Origin of the sequence: Metabacillus sp. YM-086 (assembly GCF_048059995.1) — a bacterium.
GTDB lineage: Bacteria > Bacillota > Bacilli > Bacillales > Bacillaceae > Metabacillus > Metabacillus litoralis_B.
In genome coordinates this window covers 73,864-90,994 of sequence record NZ_JBLUOI010000005.1, presented here as the reverse complement: position 1 = coordinate 90,994, position 17,131 = coordinate 73,864, and the positions used below count along the sequence as shown (strand labels likewise).

The 17,131-nt window shown below is 33.5% G+C and carries 21 protein-coding genes; 5 read left to right on the top strand and 16 right to left on the bottom strand.

The features are described 5' to 3' along the window. Positions 1-75: 75 nt before the first annotated feature. The 3 genes from bshC to ACEWK1_RS03805 all read right to left on the bottom strand — a co-directional run bounded on the left by bshC (position 76) and on the right by ACEWK1_RS03805 (position 3,116). Positions 76-1,704, bottom strand: a complete 1,629-nt coding sequence (bshC, locus tag ACEWK1_RS03815) for a bacillithiol biosynthesis cysteine-adding enzyme BshC (RefSeq protein ID WP_212134446.1) — start codon at positions 1,702-1,704, stop codon at positions 76-78. Positions 1,705-1,842: 138 nt separating this feature from the next. Further along, positions 1,843-2,235 carry a DUF3397 family protein gene (locus ACEWK1_RS03810; protein WP_212134444.1) on the bottom strand — a complete coding sequence of 131 codons (393 nt, stop codon included), beginning with the start codon at positions 2,233-2,235 and terminating at the stop codon, positions 1,843-1,845. Further along, positions 2,232-3,116 carry a 2-dehydropantoate 2-reductase gene (locus tag ACEWK1_RS03805; protein WP_212134442.1) on the bottom strand — a complete coding sequence of 295 codons (885 nt, stop codon included), beginning with the start codon at positions 3,114-3,116 and terminating at the stop codon, positions 2,232-2,234. Before ACEWK1_RS03805 ends, ACEWK1_RS03810 begins: the two co-directional genes overlap by 4 nt. A 360-nt stretch (positions 3,117-3,476) precedes the next feature. Here ACEWK1_RS03805 and ACEWK1_RS03800 point away from each other — a divergent pair, with 360 nt between their 5' ends. Further along, positions 3,477-3,944 (top strand): N-acetyltransferase, encoded by a 468-nt coding sequence (locus tag ACEWK1_RS03800; RefSeq protein WP_121661313.1) that lies wholly within the window; start codon positions 3,477-3,479, stop codon positions 3,942-3,944. An 85-nt stretch (positions 3,945-4,029) separates the two neighbouring features. Here ACEWK1_RS03800 and ACEWK1_RS03795 read toward each other — a convergent pair whose 3' ends face one another. The 4 genes from ACEWK1_RS03795 to ACEWK1_RS03780 form a co-directional block, all read right to left on the bottom strand. Then, positions 4,030-4,707 carry an RsfA family transcriptional regulator gene (locus tag ACEWK1_RS03795; RefSeq protein ID WP_212134440.1) on the bottom strand — a complete coding sequence of 226 codons (678 nt, stop codon included), beginning with the start codon at positions 4,705-4,707 and terminating at the stop codon, positions 4,030-4,032. Positions 4,708-4,910: 203 nt separating this feature from the next. Beyond that, positions 4,911-5,684, bottom strand: a complete 774-nt coding sequence (locus tag ACEWK1_RS03790) for an enoyl-CoA hydratase/isomerase family protein (protein ID WP_212134438.1) — start codon at positions 5,682-5,684, stop codon at positions 4,911-4,913. Between the two features lie 315 nt (positions 5,685-5,999). Continuing rightward, a complete protein-coding gene (rpmF, locus tag ACEWK1_RS03785) occupies positions 6,000-6,173 on the bottom strand; it encodes a 50S ribosomal protein L32 (RefSeq protein ID WP_026560479.1) in 174 nt (57 codons plus the stop codon). A gap of 89 nt (positions 6,174-6,262) precedes the next feature. After that, positions 6,263-6,781, bottom strand: a complete 519-nt coding sequence (locus ACEWK1_RS03780; RefSeq protein ID WP_121661310.1) for a YceD family protein — start codon at positions 6,779-6,781, stop codon at positions 6,263-6,265. A gap of 371 nt (positions 6,782-7,152) precedes the next feature. On the opposite strand from ACEWK1_RS03780, the gene ACEWK1_RS03775 reads away from it, so the two are divergent. After that, positions 7,153-8,361 (top strand): nucleotidyltransferase, encoded by a 1,209-nt coding sequence (locus ACEWK1_RS03775; protein ID WP_121664928.1) that lies wholly within the window; start codon positions 7,153-7,155, stop codon positions 8,359-8,361. A 110-nt stretch (positions 8,362-8,471) separates the two neighbouring features. Here ACEWK1_RS03775 and ACEWK1_RS03770 read toward each other — a convergent pair whose 3' ends face one another. Then, positions 8,472-9,497 carry a SepM family pheromone-processing serine protease gene (locus tag ACEWK1_RS03770; RefSeq protein WP_212134436.1) on the bottom strand — a complete coding sequence of 342 codons (1,026 nt, stop codon included), beginning with the start codon at positions 9,495-9,497 and terminating at the stop codon, positions 8,472-8,474. Beyond that, a complete protein-coding gene (locus tag ACEWK1_RS03765) occupies positions 9,497-10,288 on the bottom strand; it encodes a patatin-like phospholipase family protein (RefSeq protein ID WP_121661308.1) in 792 nt (263 codons plus the stop codon). The genes ACEWK1_RS03770 and ACEWK1_RS03765 overlap by 1 nt, the downstream gene beginning before the upstream one ends. A 338-nt stretch (positions 10,289-10,626) precedes the next feature. Between ACEWK1_RS03765 and ylbJ the strand changes: the two genes are divergently transcribed. Beyond that, positions 10,627-11,850, top strand: coding sequence for a sporulation integral membrane protein YlbJ (gene ylbJ, locus ACEWK1_RS03760; RefSeq protein WP_212134434.1), 1,224 nt, complete (start codon positions 10,627-10,629; stop codon positions 11,848-11,850). Between the two features lie 47 nt (positions 11,851-11,897). On the opposite strand, the gene coaD is transcribed toward ylbJ, so the two are convergent. Both coaD and rsmD read right to left on the bottom strand, forming a co-directional pair. Continuing rightward, positions 11,898-12,383 carry a pantetheine-phosphate adenylyltransferase gene (gene coaD, locus ACEWK1_RS03755; RefSeq protein ID WP_121661306.1) on the bottom strand — a complete coding sequence of 162 codons (486 nt, stop codon included), beginning with the start codon at positions 12,381-12,383 and terminating at the stop codon, positions 11,898-11,900. Further along, a complete protein-coding gene (gene rsmD / locus ACEWK1_RS03750; protein WP_121661305.1) occupies positions 12,384-12,953 on the bottom strand; it encodes a 16S rRNA (guanine(966)-N(2))-methyltransferase RsmD in 570 nt (189 codons plus the stop codon). A 579-nt stretch (positions 12,954-13,532) separates the two neighbouring features. On the opposite strand from rsmD, the gene ACEWK1_RS03745 reads away from it, so the two are divergent. Continuing rightward, positions 13,533-13,922, top strand: coding sequence for a DUF7147 family protein (locus ACEWK1_RS03745; RefSeq protein WP_121661304.1), 390 nt, complete (start codon positions 13,533-13,535; stop codon positions 13,920-13,922). A 106-nt stretch (positions 13,923-14,028) separates the two neighbouring features. Here the strand turns inward: ACEWK1_RS03745 and ACEWK1_RS03740 are convergent, their stop codons facing one another. From ACEWK1_RS03740 to ACEWK1_RS03720, 5 genes are all read right to left on the bottom strand, one after another. Then, positions 14,029-14,301, bottom strand: a complete 273-nt coding sequence (locus ACEWK1_RS03740; RefSeq protein ID WP_121661303.1) for a YlbG family protein — start codon at positions 14,299-14,301, stop codon at positions 14,029-14,031. A 199-nt stretch (positions 14,302-14,500) separates the two neighbouring features. Continuing rightward, positions 14,501-14,944, bottom strand: coding sequence for a YlbF family regulator (locus ACEWK1_RS03735; RefSeq protein ID WP_121661302.1), 444 nt, complete (start codon positions 14,942-14,944; stop codon positions 14,501-14,503). An 83-nt stretch (positions 14,945-15,027) separates the two neighbouring features. Continuing rightward, entirely contained in the window at positions 15,028-15,456 is a 429-nt protein-coding gene (locus ACEWK1_RS03730; RefSeq protein WP_212134432.1) for a hypothetical protein, read from the bottom strand. Positions 15,457-15,599: 143 nt separating this feature from the next. Then, a complete protein-coding gene (locus ACEWK1_RS03725) occupies positions 15,600-15,839 on the bottom strand; it encodes a YlbE-like family protein (protein ID WP_121661300.1) in 240 nt (79 codons plus the stop codon). A 33-nt stretch (positions 15,840-15,872) separates the two neighbouring features. Next, positions 15,873-16,274: a YlbD family protein gene (locus tag ACEWK1_RS03720; RefSeq protein ID WP_212134431.1), complete on the bottom strand. Its 402-nt coding sequence runs from the start codon at positions 16,272-16,274 to the stop codon at positions 15,873-15,875. Between the two features lie 173 nt (positions 16,275-16,447). Between ACEWK1_RS03720 and ACEWK1_RS03715 the strand changes: the two genes are divergently transcribed. Further along, entirely contained in the window at positions 16,448-16,936 is a 489-nt protein-coding gene (locus ACEWK1_RS03715; RefSeq protein WP_121661298.1) for a PaaI family thioesterase, read from the top strand. Positions 16,937-17,131: the final 195 nt, after the last annotated feature.

Here is a 17,131-nt window from a genome sequence, read left to right as displayed (position 1 = left end):
CTCCACATCTTTATTCTACATTTGTTTTCATAAAAAAAAAACCCTGTATTCACAGGATTTTCAAAAAACTTTTATTTATATTTTGACAATTTTATGTGTTCCATTAAAGGAATATGACAAGTTTAGCAATTCTCCTACAAAATTTGGTCCAAACTTGTTTAAATAGTAATAAATATTCCAAACTCTCTCTTGTGGATGTAAATTTGGAAGTAATGATTGTTCAATTGATTTAAACTTTGACAATTGAACATTATGCTGTTGTTTCTTCCGATTTTCAACAGTTTTATAAATAAAATCAAGGTGTTCCTCAATAAAATGACCATTCTTTTTTAGCATTGGCTCTAAGCTTTGATCAATTAACATTGCAGCATCAACCAACTTAGTATGAATCTCAGAAATTTCTTTTTTAGCTTCCTCAATTAAAGGGGCCATATCAACCGGAGACATTTCCTTGAGAAAATTGTTCATTGAATTCGTTACACCTTCTTGCAGCACTGTCTCTAATTCCACACCTGTTTCCTTTATGTTTCTGTCTATAGCTCTTTCTAAAATAGTCAATTGCAGCCTTGGAAGAACCGGTGGCATTTTTATATCAAATAATGAAAAAACACCCTTTAATTCAGACCAATATGTTACTTCACCTGGACCTGCAATAAAGGCTAATGTAGGAAATAAATATTCCTGCATTAATGGCCTTGTCACGACATTGTTACTAAATTTATCAGGATTCGTTTCAATCAGATCAAAAAGTTCCGCTCTGGTAATAGTAAGTCCAATTTCACTTACTTCATACTCATTATGACTAATTCTCTCTAGAAGGAAACGCTCCCCATCATGATGGTAGAATAGATTAGCACTGTTATCTGTCATTTCTATAATAGGGTGATAATCGAATGATTGCATTCTTTGCTGTTGTTCTTTTACCGCGTCGTAAATTTTCTCATTTTGTTCTAGAATTGATTTAAAGTACGATTTTTCCAGCTTTCTAAGCTCATGATCACCTGAGTTAATCAGAATAAGCCCTTTATCCTTAAAAAGATCCATGATTATTTTTTCAAAGAATTCAACATATGTTGAAGACTCTTCAGCATATTGCTTTAAGTTAGAAATCAATTGATTGGAATAATCTGTTTCTCCAAAAGCCTCAAAAACTTGGTCAATCCAATCAAATGTTTTTTGTTTGTTAAGCTCAAGTTGTGAAACAGGTTGTTTTTTTATTGGTGAATCCTTGATTGCAAGCTTTTTCGCTATTTGATTTTTCTCTATAAAAACATGATTGATTTCCACAAAGTCATGGTCCTCACCAGCGATCCAAAAAACAGGAATAACAGGAACACCTAATTCCTTTTCTTCTTTCTCAGCAAGTACAATGATTGAAATAATTTTATGTATTGTATACAGAGGACCAGTTAACAAACCTGCCTGTTGCCCTCCAATAACTACAAGGCTATCAGGATTTTTCAATCGTTCTATGTTTTCTAATGTTTTTTCATCACTGTTTAAACATCGGTTGGTGTAGTTTTTTAAGTATGTTGCAAGCTCTTCACGTTGATAAGTACGTTCTCTTAAATCTTCAGCTCTTTCTCTAAAAAGAGAAGTTGAATGAAGGTTATAATCAAAAAAAGATTCAACATGCAACTTTTTCTCAGTTAAGTCATTAATAAATTGATTTGAAGAGCGCAGGGAGAGTTCAACTATCTCCATATATAAACTTCCTTTCTTGATTAAAGTCATATGTTGTCATTTATGTCCATTGTAAAATGTAACAAGGTGAGTATAGCACTTATGGAAATGAAACAAAAAACCTTTGCTTGAATTCTAGTTCTTTTTAAATGAACAAAACTATAATACGAATGCACTTTCAAAAACTCCTGTTAAAATACCACCAATGGTAAGACCTACATAGCTTATGAAAAAAAGTAAAAATGAAAGTCTCCACATTTTTTTAATAGCCATAAATATAGAAGGCTCCCTCGAACCTTTATACTCAAAGTAATAGACAACCAGTGCTAACAAAGTAAGTAGTAATATAATATATAGAAGAAATGATTGCTTAAATATGGTTAATAAATGAAAGTGCACTGATAATATGAAAACTACTGTTGATAAATCAACAGTCCACAAAATTGTTTTTTTTCCTCTAACAAAAATTCGAACAAGAAAATAAATGAATAACAAACTCAATATCGGTAACGTGATCGCTACTGAGACAATCCAAGTAAAAAAACTGCTCATACGCCCTCCTTTCCTATCTCTATCCCTTTGATTGCTTGATACAGGAATGAAATACGAGGACAGGATTTTCCATTAGAAAGATCTATTATATACCCGAGAATTGAATCAATTTCAGTTTGTCTACCATTGTAAATATCCTTATACATAGAAGATTTATTTTCCGAGGTATTTTCACATATTGTTTTCACTTGTTTCCAAGATAACTCTTTATTCTCTATTTTAAGTAGGTCGGCCACTTCTTCAAAAAGTTCATAAAAAAGTTTATGAAAATAAGGGTTTGTTATAAGTTCTCCATTTTTGACTCTAAAAAGTGCTGTTAGAGGATTAATGGTAGCATTGACAATTAATTTCTCTTTCAACATTCTTTCCCAATCAGATTTACGTATAAAAGGAAAAACTTCTGAGTGATTTCTTATTATTTGGTTCATTACATCCATTTCACAATCTTTATACGATGAAATTTTTGTTATTCCATTTCCTGTATGTTGTACAACAGAGTCACTTACTTTTAGTGCTCCATGTTCAGATATACCCAATATAAGGTTATGATGAGACAAGTGTTTTAGAAAACGTAAATGTCCCATGCCATTTTGAAGAAATATAATGGTTCGTGGAGAAAGTCTTGTTAAAGTATCAATAATTGGCTTAAGACTGTATTGCTTAACAGTGATTATTAAAACTGGCTCTTTATAATTTTTCTCAAATGTTGCTTCCACGTTCTTTTTCATTTCTGAATTTCCTTGAACCAACGTAATACCATGCTTATTAATTTTACTTGCTTGTTCTTCCCGTCTGGTATATAAAGTAACTTTATTGTTTTCTGAAAGGTAAAATGAATAAAGTAACCCTAGTGATCCAGAACCAATAATTCCAATTTCCATGAGCTTCACCTTCTGAAATAAGGCCCCTTAAAGCCAATATATACTTAACAAATCATTCACTCTTAATCAACATCATAACAAAACCAGCAGTAATTTTACTAGGATTTTGCTTGTTTAACAATTCTAGCTAATTTTGTGTAAGCGTTAACTAAATCATACCACTATTTACACTCACCATGGTATAATAACAATATCTTATAAAGACTTACATTAAAAGGTTTGTTGTCTAAAATAATGTGACTTTGATGATTAGAGGATTTATAAATAATCAAACAACAAACACTCTGAAAATAGTCTTTTTATCATGTGAATTTAATTTTAATTTTATTATTGTAGAATTTGCACCAAGGGGGAAAAGGTATGTTAAAAGTTGAGAGATTGTTAGTAAATTACAAAACCCTGGAAGAATTTAAAAAATTTAGAGAATATGGTATTCAAGAACTTTCAATGTTAGAGGATCTTCAATCAAATATTATTGAAAATGACAGTGATTCACCGTTTTATGGGATTTATTACGGTGACAAGCTAGTGGCAAGAATGAGCTTATACCGTGTTGACATGAAATTTGATCAATATTTTGAACCTAAACAGGATTACTTAGAACTTTGGAAACTCGAAGTATTACCAAATTATCAAGGAAAGGGTTATGGAAGAGCGTTGGTGGAATACGCAAAATCATTTAACCTACCAATCAAAACAAACCCAAGAGTCAAATCCAGTGATTTTTGGTCAAAAATGCAATTTGAGCCTGTAAAATATGATATGGATCGGGATAAAGGAGAAAACCCTTTAGTTTGGTATCCAAGTGGCGTTACTATTCAAGAATAAATTTTCAAAGCTAACTAAAAAAACAGCTCATGAAAGGGAAAGTGACCCTACATGAGCTGTTTTAATTTTTATAAGTGAACTTTTTTTACTTTTCCACTCTTTCTAGATTTCCATTTTTATCCATTTGGAATTTAACTTTCCTACTTCTTTCATCCTCTTGTAAAATAACCATTTTTCTTGCACGATCCATTATTTCAATTAACGCGCGGTAGTCTTCTTCGACAACCTGTAAATGATTTGTTAAAGACTGCTTTTCATCTTGCAGCTTTTCAACTTCATTTTGTAATTCTTGAATTTTATTTCTCAATTGCTGATTTTCTTCTTGGACCTCCTTTATGGAAGGAGCGTCTTCATACTGCTGAAGGAACGAAATAAGGTCCTTAATAGCATTTTTCGAATTAGAACTAGGTTGGTTTGATTGAGTTGGTTGAGATAATTGAGTGGGTTGTGTAGATTCTGTATGTTCCACCTCTGAAGCAGGCTCTTTTACATGAACTTCCTTTTGCTCATCTACTTTTTCCTGTGAATTAAGAGTTCGCAACTCTTTTCTTTGTTTTTTTGCAACCTCGATTCCTGTTTTATACTGTTTACGAACATGAGAGTTCCATCTAAATCCACAAGCTGCCGCTGTACGAGATAATTTACGACCTACTTCCTCAAACGCAGCGAGCTGTGTTGCCCCTTCTCGAATATGCCTTAATACCACTTCTGCTAATAATAAATCCTCATCATGTGTCCATGCATCTTGACGCGTAGTTGTCATTTAAATTCCCTCCAATAGTCACTTTTTTTCTATACATATGCAGCTAGTAGAGTAGATAGACTAAATACACTCTATTACGTTAGAAAAAAGGTGTACTAGGACGGGGAATGAAGATGCTTAATAAGTATGAATGACACAATTAACTAGACCACCATACTTAATATGGTAGAAATTGTATGTAACAGTTATGAGTATGAGATTTATTAGCTCTTCTCTTTTCTTGTAAGAAAGGAAGATACTGCCTGATGATGCTCCTCAGAAGACCAGAGCTCTGCACAACGATTAATCTCTGACATCATACGAGAATATAAATTCGATTGTTCCCATTGACTAACCTTCACTGCTTTGTAAGCTCTCAAAACATTTGGGTCATTAACTAGTGATTCTTTAATAAATGAATAGCCTAATTCTTTATAATTTTCATCAGAAACAGTCTTTTGTATAAACCCCATATGTTCTGCATCGTTTGCTGATATTTTTTTTGCTGAATATAAAAAGGAAATTGCCTGCTCGTATGATAGCTTTTCATATAACAGTGTTGCACCACCCCAACCTGTAGTAATAGATAATTGACCTTGTATAAAGCCAAGAGTAGCACCTTTCCTCGCAATTCGAATATCACACGCAGTTGCAATTTCACACCCTCCACCTAAAGCAATTCCATTTATTAAAGCGAATGTAGGTAAAGGAAAAGTCATGAGTTCATAAAGAACATCCCCCATTTTAGATAGCATAAAATATGCTTCATCCCTTGTTTTAAGATGCTGAAAAGCCTTAACATCACCACCGGAGCAGAAAGCTTTATCCCCTTCTCCTGTTACTATTAGCGCTCTTAAGTTCTTTTTTGCTTTAAGTGACTGTAAATATCTCTTTATTTCATCCATGATTCCGTAATCAATTGCATTATGCTTAATTGGTCGGTTTAGGCGCAATTCAACCAATCCATCCTCAAATTCACTTACAATTAACTTACTCATTCTTCCATACCCTCCCATCTAAAAATTTAAACTCAGGAAAAATACTCTTTGTTGCTTTAGGTCCCTTATTATCTATTAGATAAAATTTTTAAATGCAACACAACAAAAAGTTGTTTCTTTATTAAAAGCTCGACGACTAGCGGTCTGAAAGGAAACATAAAGGTTTTATGCACTTATACTCAATAACTGAATTAACTACTACGTAAAGAAACGGAAAAATCTCAGGGGGTAAGTGAAAATATGAAGTGAGGGAAAATCTATAGAAAAATAAAAGGCGTAAGGAACTATGTCCTTACGCCTCGTTGAAACAAATTATTATTTGCTTACAACGTCTTTTCCTTTGTATGTTCCACATGCTTTACATACACGGTGAGCAAGTTTGCTTTCACCGCAGTTTGGGCATTCTACCATACCAGGTACTTGTAATTTAAAATGTGTACGACGTAGTCGTTTTCTCGTTTTAGAAGTTCTTCTAAAAGGTACAGCCATTATTCCCACCTCCTTAAAGAGCATTACGCATTTGTGAAACCGATACAAACGCATCGGCTCAATTGCTTTTTAAGCTATACAAAAAATCATTAGCTTTCTTCATTTTCGAAGAATTTAGCTAGTCCAGCCAATCTTGGATCAACCTTGTTTTGTTGATCTTCCTCAGAAATAACTTCCCAGTCTCTACCAGATTGTGGAGCTGCCCCTTCTTCATTTCTTACATCATCACAGAATACCTGCATCGGAATTTCTACAAGAAGAATTTCTTTTATTAAAGGAGTTAAATCAACGATTTCACCCTCCGGTAAATAGAAATCCTCTGACGTTTCATAGTCTGCGGGTTTTAATAAAAATGTTTCCGTTGTATCAATTAAAAATGGATACGGAACATCCACTAATGTTCGTGAACAAGGTAAAACCATTGAACCTGAAATTGACAGATGGAATGTTACTTTAGTCGAGCTTATATCGGCTCTTCCTTTAACATTTACTGGCGAAATATCACGAATGTCAGATTGACTTTTGATCCAATCGCTTAAATCAATTTCTTCATCAAATTTTAATCCCTTGCTTTGTAATTGATGTAGTTGACTAATTGTCCATTTCAAATCGTATCACCTCAAGGCAACAAAGGTAATTATAGCCTTCGCAATTATATTTGTCAATATTTTTTCTTTACAGTGTAAGTATACATGATAAACCTTTATTTTCAAAACAAAACCATCTTAATAATGTTGATACCCTATTTAAATTTTGGGTTGTAATAACAAGCTTACTTTTCGTTTTTAAAGGATTATTTATTATATATTTTCACCTTTAATTATATTGCTTACTCTGAAATCGTTAATAATAGGTAAGATTTATTGACTATCTTAGATGATAATTTCCTTCCAAAGGTTTATAGATTGTTCTTTATACCCTATAATATTATAAAAATTACCCATAGGAAAATAATAGAATGAATAAGAGTGGTGATTACATGAGTGTAGTAGGTCTAGTTGTTGAATATAATCCATTTCATAATGGTCATTTATATCACTTGAGAGAATCGATTAAAAAGTCAAATGCTTCTGTTGTAATTGCTGTAATGAGTGGTCATTTCCTACAAAGGGGAGAACCAGCAATTGTATCAAAATGGACTCGTACAAAAATGGCCTTATATTGTGGTGTTGATCTTGTTGTAGAATTACCTTACGCATTTGCAACGCAAAAGGCAGAAACATTTGCTAGTGGTGCTGTATCTATTCTTGATGCTTTAGGTTGTGATCATTTATGCTTCGGCAGTGAATTAGGAGATATCAATCCTTTTATTTCCACAAATCATTTTCTAGAACAATCAAAGGCAGAATATGAAGACTTAATCCAACATTATGTAAAAACTGGGGTTAGTTATCCGAATGCATTAACTCTGGCATACAAGAATTTGAACGGTGATAAAGAATTATTAGATCTTTCATTACCTAACAATATTTTAGGGTTTTATTATGTTCGCGCAATTCTTAAGCAGCATTCAAACATAGAGCCTTTAACAATAAAACGTACCTCTGCAGGTTATCATGATGAGCAGTTTCGATCACCTACAATTGCAAGTGCAACTAGTATTCGTAAAGCATTATTTTCAGAAAATCATCACATTCAAAGTTATGTACCTGAAGTCACTTTACAACTCCTTCAAGAAAACAAAAAAGATTATCACTTACACCGTTGGGAACTTTATTTTCAATTATTAAAATATCGGATTATGACGATGACAACCAAGGAAATTGGTTCAATCTACGAAGTTGAAGAAGGATTAGAGCATAGAATAAAAAGATGCATTCAAAGTGCTTTAAGTTTCCAAGAGTTTATGGAATCGTTAAAAACAAAACGCTATACATGGACAAGACTTCAAAGACTATGTACTCATATATTAACTAACACAACAAAAGAACAAATGAAATGTATGAATGAAGGCCAAACATCACCATATGTTAGACTTCTAGGGATGTCTACAGAAGGTCAGGCTTATTTAAGTCATATAAAAAAACAATTAATGCTGCCGCTAATATCTAAAGTTACTTCTTTTGACCATCCATTGCTGGATTTGGATATTAAAGCTGCACATGCCTATCAAATGATTTATGATGAACCAATTCGCACGAAGCGGTTAAAAGAAGAGTTCTCAACTCCACCTATTAGAGTGAGATAATAGCTATAGAATTATTTAAACTTAACCTTTTGTAATCTCAAATTCTAAGTTGACCTCTTTTTCCGCTCTGAGCGTTTATTAATGTTTATAAAAAAGAGAAAGGACAAAATTCATCCTTTCTCCTTTAAGCTTTGTAAATATTCTACTGCTTCATCAAAGGTGTCTATCGGAATAATTTCCATCTTAGTCTGAATGTTTTCACCTGTTTCAATGGCTTGTTTATAATTTGATGTTGGGCTGTCTTTTTCATTAGGTGCAAAAAATACGTCAATTCCTTGTCGATCTGCTGCGACAATTTTCTGCGAAATACCACCAATAGGCCCTACTTCCCCTGTCGAACTAATTGTTCCTGTCCCAGCTATTTCATACCCTTTGGTCAAATCACCTTCTGTTAATTGATTATATATTTCTAGCGACATCATTAGACCAGCTGAAGGCCCTCCAATTTCCTCAGTTTTCAATTCAATATCAGGGTCTACATCTAATTGTCGATCTGTCACTAACGATATTCCAATCCCTACTTTATCGGGATCATTAGGGAATGATCCTAAAGGCAGCGTTGCTTGGTCCTGCTTCCCTTCACGCTCAAAAGTAATTGTTACTTCTTCTCCTTCTTTTTTCTGACTAACATATTCTATAAATTCTTCAGCTGTTTGAAATTCTTTATTATCTACCTTGTATATGCGATCTCCAACTTCTAATATACTTCCTGCAGGCATTTCCTTAATTATTCCATCAACATAAATGCCATGAAATGTATACTCAACCTTTTTATTTGCTTTTTGATAGGCAATTGTTATGGCTGATTCTTGTGAAACCTCCATCATATGTAATTGTCTGTTAAAATACTCTTTATCTGTTTCATCTTCTCTTTTAATATCTTCTAATGGATGAATATAATGGTAGTCTTGAAGCTTGGCCCATATATATGTAAAAGGGTTTGCCCTACCGAAGCGGACAGTTGTTAAGGAAAAACTCCCTTTCTCATTTTCATCACCATTTTCAACCTTAATAATCGGCTCCAATTCCGATGCCATACCGGGTTGAGTAATGTAGTACGGAAGTTTAATGAAGGATATGATAAGGATAATAATTAAAAAAATTAGACTGTATCTAAGCAGTGATTTATTCTTCATTAAAAATTTGTCTCCTTCCACTTTACGATAAGATCTTGAATTTTTTCTACATGTTTCTGAGCTTCTGTTTCCCCAATCTCAATAATTTCTTTAATATTCGTAAATGCTCTTGAACTATACTGCTCAACATGTGGTCTTATCATCACATCAGATGCTATCTCCCTGTGATGAACTAGTTCATCCTGCATTATATCTAAGCTTTGGAGTATAACATCAAAAATAGATGTAATGTCTTCATTTTTTTTCACATGTGACACATCTACAGCAATGACGATATCAGCACCCATCTCCTTTACAACCGAAACGGGCACCCGATCAACCACTCCACCGTCCACTAACAACCTTCCATCTATCTTTTCAGGGACAAATATTCCTGGTATGGCAATACTTGCACGGACCGCATCTGCAACTGGTCCTTCTTTAAATATAACCTTTTTCCCATCATATAAATCAGTTGCAACAACTGCAACAGGAATATTTAATTGATGAAAGTGTTTTTGGTGTGTAAACAACCGAATTAGCTCTTTTACACGATTTCCTGAGATAAACCCCATTTTAGGTACGGTATAATCTAAATAATATTTCCTCTTAAACGCTAATGCAAACTGATAAAGTCGTTCTATACTCGTTCCTGCTGCATACAAGGTTCCAACGACAGCTCCCATACTGCTACCGGCTATTAAATCGATTGGTATACCATTTTCTCTTAAAACCTTTAATACTCCTAAATGAGCAAATCCTCTTGCACCTCCTGAACCAAGCGCTAGTCCGATTTTGGGTTCTTTTTTCAAGGAGAGTTCCTCCTTTTCCACTGGAATAGATAAAATATATGACTAACTTATTAGTATATTTCGCAACAGATTTACCATCAAGTTTAGAGAAATAATAGTAGTAATTGCTACATTTAATACTGCACGCACCGGGGTCTTGTGACTATAGTTATAGTTCTGTTAGAGAAAATACTATGGTGTGAACCTAAGATGTTTATTTATGCTCCTATGACATTCTTATGGTCTAAAATGTCCACCTATTCACGTATATTGAATTAGTAAGGATTGTACAATTGTTTGGAAAAGCTGTATGATCCTTATTTTCATACATGTGTGTTTAATTTAGGAGGCGTCACATTTTGAGTCTTTCAAAACTTAAAACAATTATCTTAGCTATTTTTATTAGCGGCTTAACAGTTGCCATTATTCTTAATCCTAAGGAGTCTCTTGATGCATCAACAAGGGGACTTTCAATTTGGTGGGAAGTCGTTTTTCCATCACTTCTTCCTTTTTTTATTGTTTCCGAACTTCTTATTGGCTTTGGTGTTGTCAAATTTATTGGAGTTCTTTTAGAGCCACTGATGAGACCGATTTTTCGAGTTCCAGGTGTAGGTGGTTTTGTATGGGCAATGGGGATGGCTTCAGGTAATCCAGCTGGGGCAAAGCTTACGGCAAGAATGAGGCAGGAAAAACAACTAACCACAATTCAGGCAGAGCGACTTGTATCATTTACAAGTTCATCAAACCCTTTATTTATTTTCGGTGCCGTTGCAGTTGGTTTTTTTGACAATCCTTCACTTGGTATATTATTAGCTGCATCACATTATTTAGGGAATTTAGGTGTTGGATTAACAATGAGATTTTATGGAGGATCTGATTCAGCCATTCAACCCAAGAAAAAGAAGTCCTTCTTTTTACCTCTTTCAATTGCTTTTAAGGAGCTGCATGCTACAAGAGTGAGTGAAACCAGGCCATTAGGAAAAATGCTTGGAGATGCCGTCATATCATCAATCCAAACATTACTAATGATTGGCGGATTTATAATCCTTTTCTCGGTATTCAATAAAATTTTAGCCATCATTTCTGTTACGGAGATAATTGGTCTTATTTTCTCCGGATTTTTAGCATTTTTTCACATAGCTACTGATTTAAGCGTCCCTCTTATTACCGGCATCTTTGAAATTACTTTAGGCAATCAGTTAGTGAGTGAAACCAATGCGAGCCTTTTAGATAAAGTTATGATTGCAAGCTTTATTTTAGCTTTTGGAGGATTGTCAATACAGGCACAAGTTGCAAGTATTTTAGCTGACACTGATATTAGATTTAAGCCATTTTTCATCGCTAGAATCCTACAAGGTATCTATTCTTCGTTCATTGCTTACTTGTTGTTCAAGCCATTGTACTTGAATCTACAAGCTCACGATACAAGTGAATTACCTGTTATCTTAATGACAAATGGACCTGAATGGGCTAAAAGCTATTGGGAAATAGTTATCCATACTGGCCCCATCATAACATTAGCGTCTTTACTGCTATATATTATTCTTTATGGAAAAAGGAACGTTTTTACGAAATTATCATAAAGCAAATAACCAAAATATCTAAAAAAGGTGAGGATCTCCCTCACCTTTTATTCATTAACAAATTTACTTTTAAGTGCCTTTTCTACTGCCTTTGGTACCAATTCAGAAATATTTCCTTTATATTTTGCAACTTCTTTTACAATACTTGAACTTAGGAAGGAATATTGATTGTTTGTCATCATGAAGAATGTTTCAATATTCTCATCTAATACTCTGTTCATGGAAGTAATTTGCATTTCATATTCAAAATCTGAAACTGCACGTAAGCCGCGTAAAATTACTTGTGCATTTTTTTCTCGAGCATAATCAATAAGAAGACCACGATATGATTCTACTATGACATTCGGCATTTCTTTTGTCACTTCTCGGATAAGCTCACATCGTTCATCCACTGTAAACAATGGTTGTTTTGAAGCATTATTTAAGACACAAACATATACCTCTTCAAATACTTTTGCTCCTCTTTTGATAATGTCTAAATGTCCGTAAGTAATTGGATCAAAACTACCTGGACATACTGCAATTCTACCCATTTATTCATCCTCCCCAATCGCTTCCTTATAACTATAAATGGTAATTGAACTGGTACCATAGGTTTCTTGTTTAACTTGAACAAGTTCCTCAAATTCTTTAGTAAGTACTATGTCAGCACCATGCTCAGTAACAATAAAACCGTTTTTGTCTAATAAGCCATTTTCACTTATCATTTTTAAAAGCGCTTTCAATTTTTGTTGCTTATACGGTGGATCTAATAAGATTAATTGAAAGCGTAACTCCCTTTTAATTATCGCCTTTAATGCTCTTTCTGCATCATTACGATATACCTCAAATTCGGTAGCTTGACAAATCTCTAAATTTTTATGTATTGTTTGTATCGCCTTTGGCTCACGATCAACAAAGATACAGCGTTCAATTCCCCGACTAAGTGCTTCAATTCCTAACCCTCCGCTACCTGCAAATAAATCTAACGCTAGGCCTCCATCAAAATATGGACCAACCATATTAAAAATAGCTTCCTTAACTTTATCAGTTGTTGGTCTTGTTGTTGTTCCAGGTACAGCTTTAAGCTGTCTCCCTTTATAGTTTCCAGATACTACTCTCATTACGTTCACCACTACTTTTTAATTTTACATGATATAAATATAGATAAAAACATGATTTATTAGAGTTTTCACTTAATCCTACCATAGGCCTTCCGTTTGTTACAATATCTAAACTTATTAGTAGTATTTTCTTCAATGAATATTGTTTCCTATACTTAAATTTTCTCTATTTGATTTGCAGTTGAATAAAAAGTTAAGAAAAAATTACATAATGATGTATACTCATTAACCATTTGGTGATAATGATTAGTAACAACATCGATTCGTTGATGTTGTTGCCAACCGCGGAGAAGACTTACGTTTCCCCATAAGTTCTTCCTCCGGTTTCTCCTCTCCCTTTGCCTTCAGCCTTTTAGTATAAAAGGTATTGAGGGACCCTACAGTTTAATTTCTGTAGGGTTTTTTTTATTAGAAATTTAATACTAGACTAAGGATTTAGGATTAGCACTCGACGATCATCCATGTTTTCAAGAAAACATCTATATACTATTGTCAAACTTCTCTTTTTACAATTTACATGGTATAGTTGGATCGGTTAAATGAAATATTGTTAAAATTTTTATCAGGGGGAAGTTTTTAATGATACAGCGTTTTATTGAATTAGGTGAGGGTTATTCTGATATTTATGAGTTAATTGAAACAGCAATGGCTAATAAACATCGAGTGACTCATTTACTAGCTTTACATACAAAATTGAATGACAAAGATGTTACTTCCGTTGTGGTAATTATGAAACCTACTGATCCAGGAAATTTCCAAGCCTTATATATATGCAGGGAAGGGATACCTAATCCGAACCTATTAGAAAACAAACGATATGATTTATTTAATGAATTGGCTAAAACATTGCAGAAGAATATTATTTCGTTTGATGTTAAACCATCAAGTATGTTTAATGAAACGGATCTTTACTACCAATATCTGATTGGGATTTTAAGACTAAACCATCTTATCCCTCCTCTTCAATAGCATATACTTCACACTTAAAACTAGTCACTACGATCACGACCTTACTTTTTAACATATGGAAAAAGGCTGACACTATTGTCAGCCTTTCTTGGATGTAGTTTAATAACTACAAGCCAATTTTGTAATCATATTCTTTTGCTTTATCAACTTTTGATTCAAATTCCAGCTTTAGAAAGGGTTTGTATGAGGGCTCAACATGTTTAACAAAGGAGTAGGAAGAGAGCTTTTGAATCGTTTGCTCTGTTACATCCATATTACAATACAAGACAACGTATTTTAATTTCTTTGAAACATAATGAACATTCCCAAATTTTCTAAGCATTTTTAATTGTTTTAATGTATGAAGCCAAACAACTATCCCTTGACGCTTTTCAAACATACTCTGGTCTCCCTCAGGTTATCTAAAAGACATTAGTAACATCTGTATTTCCAATAAAAAGTCTAGCAAATTTTCATTTCATAAACAATATTTGTATAAGCTAATTTGATAAATCTTTAAAAAATTATCAGTTAAATCTGTATTATTTTAATCGTCTGTACATTTTAGCAAAAAAAGAAAACGAGCAGTAATACTCGTTTTAGGATACCTTACACCCACAACTTCCACCAGATCCGCATCCCCCGCCACAACTTGATTCAAAAAATGGGTTACCTGTTGGAACTTTAACATGGATGGAAACAGCTTGACCGATTTGCACACTAATTTCATCTAGAAGAGATTGTACTTCATTCTCAGCTCTTTTAAAATTAGATATACTTTCATTCAAATCTACCTCACGCTTAATATCTCGCAAATCTTTTGTAATTTTACGATAATCAGGATGATATTTACCGAAACGTTGAACATCTTCGTATAGGTCCTTAATTTTAGTAAACTCCTGAATTAGTTGTTGAGCTTCTTGATCTTTTTTTAATATATTGAAACTACGACGATACTCCACAACAATCTCTGATTGAAGTACCAAGTTAGCAAGTTCTTCAGCTTGATCTACTAATAATGTGCTCTCAATTGTAGCAAACATAGAGTATATGCACCTCCAATATTCATTCTAACATGAATATCGTCAAATGAGAAATCTAAAAAATTTACATGATTATCCTTTATTTATTGAATAGTAGCATTCCATGATTTTTTTAGTTCATAGCTAGTAGAATCATTATGAACAACCTCTATTTCAAATGTGTGGGTTCCTTTTTCTAATCCTCTAATTACAAAAGCAGCTGTTTGAATATGATCTACAACCTTGCCGTCAACAGATAACTGTAAATGACCCTCACCGTCTACCTTATTCCCTCCTCTTTCTTTAAAGGTAAATGAAGGAATATAACATTCTACATAAACATCTTGATCTCTAATATGATGTTTGACAGATATATTCATTTTACGCTGTTGATTTATAACTTCCACTGCCTCGAAGGAATGGTTTACCACTTGAAGAGGTACGACCTCTAAGTTTCCTTCTGGTCTTGGTTTATCTTCAACACAGCCAGTGACAATACCTAATAATAAAACGGTACAAAAAAAACGCTTCATTCTATCTGCCTCCTTTTTCTTAGTGTTTACAGAGGCGTAGAAATTCATGAATACTTTTCAGATGTCTCTTTATGTAAGGAGATAAAAGGAACAGGCAGGCAATTATAACCTAATTACCTTGCCTGTATGTGTAAATGACCATTCTAATCTTGTTGCCTCATAGATTGAAACATCGCTACCATCATCGAAGCCATTTGTATCGAGTTTGAAAATTGCTGAACTTTATGAGGAATTGTCTTTTGATAATAGTTCATCATACTAATTTCCATTTCGTTTATATCATTAGGATTTCTTGACAGTTTCCTATACCAATATGGTTGTTCACGTACAAATTTTTTTCGTTCATCATTTGTAAATAGATATTCTTGAACTTCTTTTCTCATCATTCTCCTCCATTCGGAGTCACGATTTAGTCACTAATCCTTTCTGAATGAAAAGGGATGCTGACTTGCTGTTGCAGACTTTTGATTAGAACCTTTTGAACCACCAAACTGATCGAAAAGACCTTGAATGGTAGAAATAGTACTACTCATGTTGTTAATATGATGGTTTACAGTATCCATATCCATTTGCTTAACAGCTGAAAATATTTGTGTCATAAAGTCAGATTTACTTTTTGTTTCCTTTTCAGAAGAATCCTCTGTCTGATCTCCTTTATACTGTTTCCAAACAATATCATTTTCTCCAAGTAAATACCAATCTTCAAACACTTCCTGCCACTCTTTATTACCCTTTCGGACTTCCTGAACAAGTTTGGGATGTTTTTTAACAAATTCCTTAAACTGTTGAACAGATGGATGCGTTTTTTTGGATGTCATTTTTCTCACCTCATTGATACATTTGCCTATAATATCTTATTAAAAAACCATTAGACTGTTCGCCCATATTTAGAAAAAATAACACAAAGCAAGTCTATTTATTATTAGAAAAATAACTAAATGTAAGAAATTTTTGGTAAAATATCACTATCTAAAAAGGAGAGGGTAACAGTATGACAAAGGATGAATTATTAAAATTAAGTTCAGAGGTTTTACAAAATGCAAATGAAGAGGATCAATATGTTTTAGAACTTCTACTTAATGGACTGAAGAAAAAGCAATTTCATGAAAAAGGTTCCTACATAGGTGCACTTCTCCATGCTGAAGGCGAGTACAAGGAACATGAATTTAAACTTACAATTCCCAACACACCAATTATTCAGAATGCACTTAATATTGTACATGGCGGAATAACCGCTACTTTATTAGACTCAGCTATGGGAGGACTTGTCCATCATATCCTACCTCCTGACAAAGCAGCGGTTACAACCGAAATTAAAATTAATTATGTGGCTCCAGGGGTTGGTAAGGAACTGTCTTGTGTTGCCGGGATGATTCATAAAGGTAATAAAACGGTTGTTACGGAAGGAAAAGTTTTTCGTGACGACGGTACATTAATTGCACATAGTACGGCAAGTTTTTTTATCATTAATAGATCGTAATGCGGGTGAGTGAGATGAAAAAGTACTTTTTAAAAAAGCAATGTAGAATGTGTAATAAGAAGAATAACAAAGGTTTATATTATCTCAATGATATTGGTCAAAAGATTTTTATATGCGCACTTTGCATAAGCTATGCTGAAAGAAGAGCGTATCGTAAAGTAAATTAATTTAAACAAGACCCTTTCCAATAAAGAG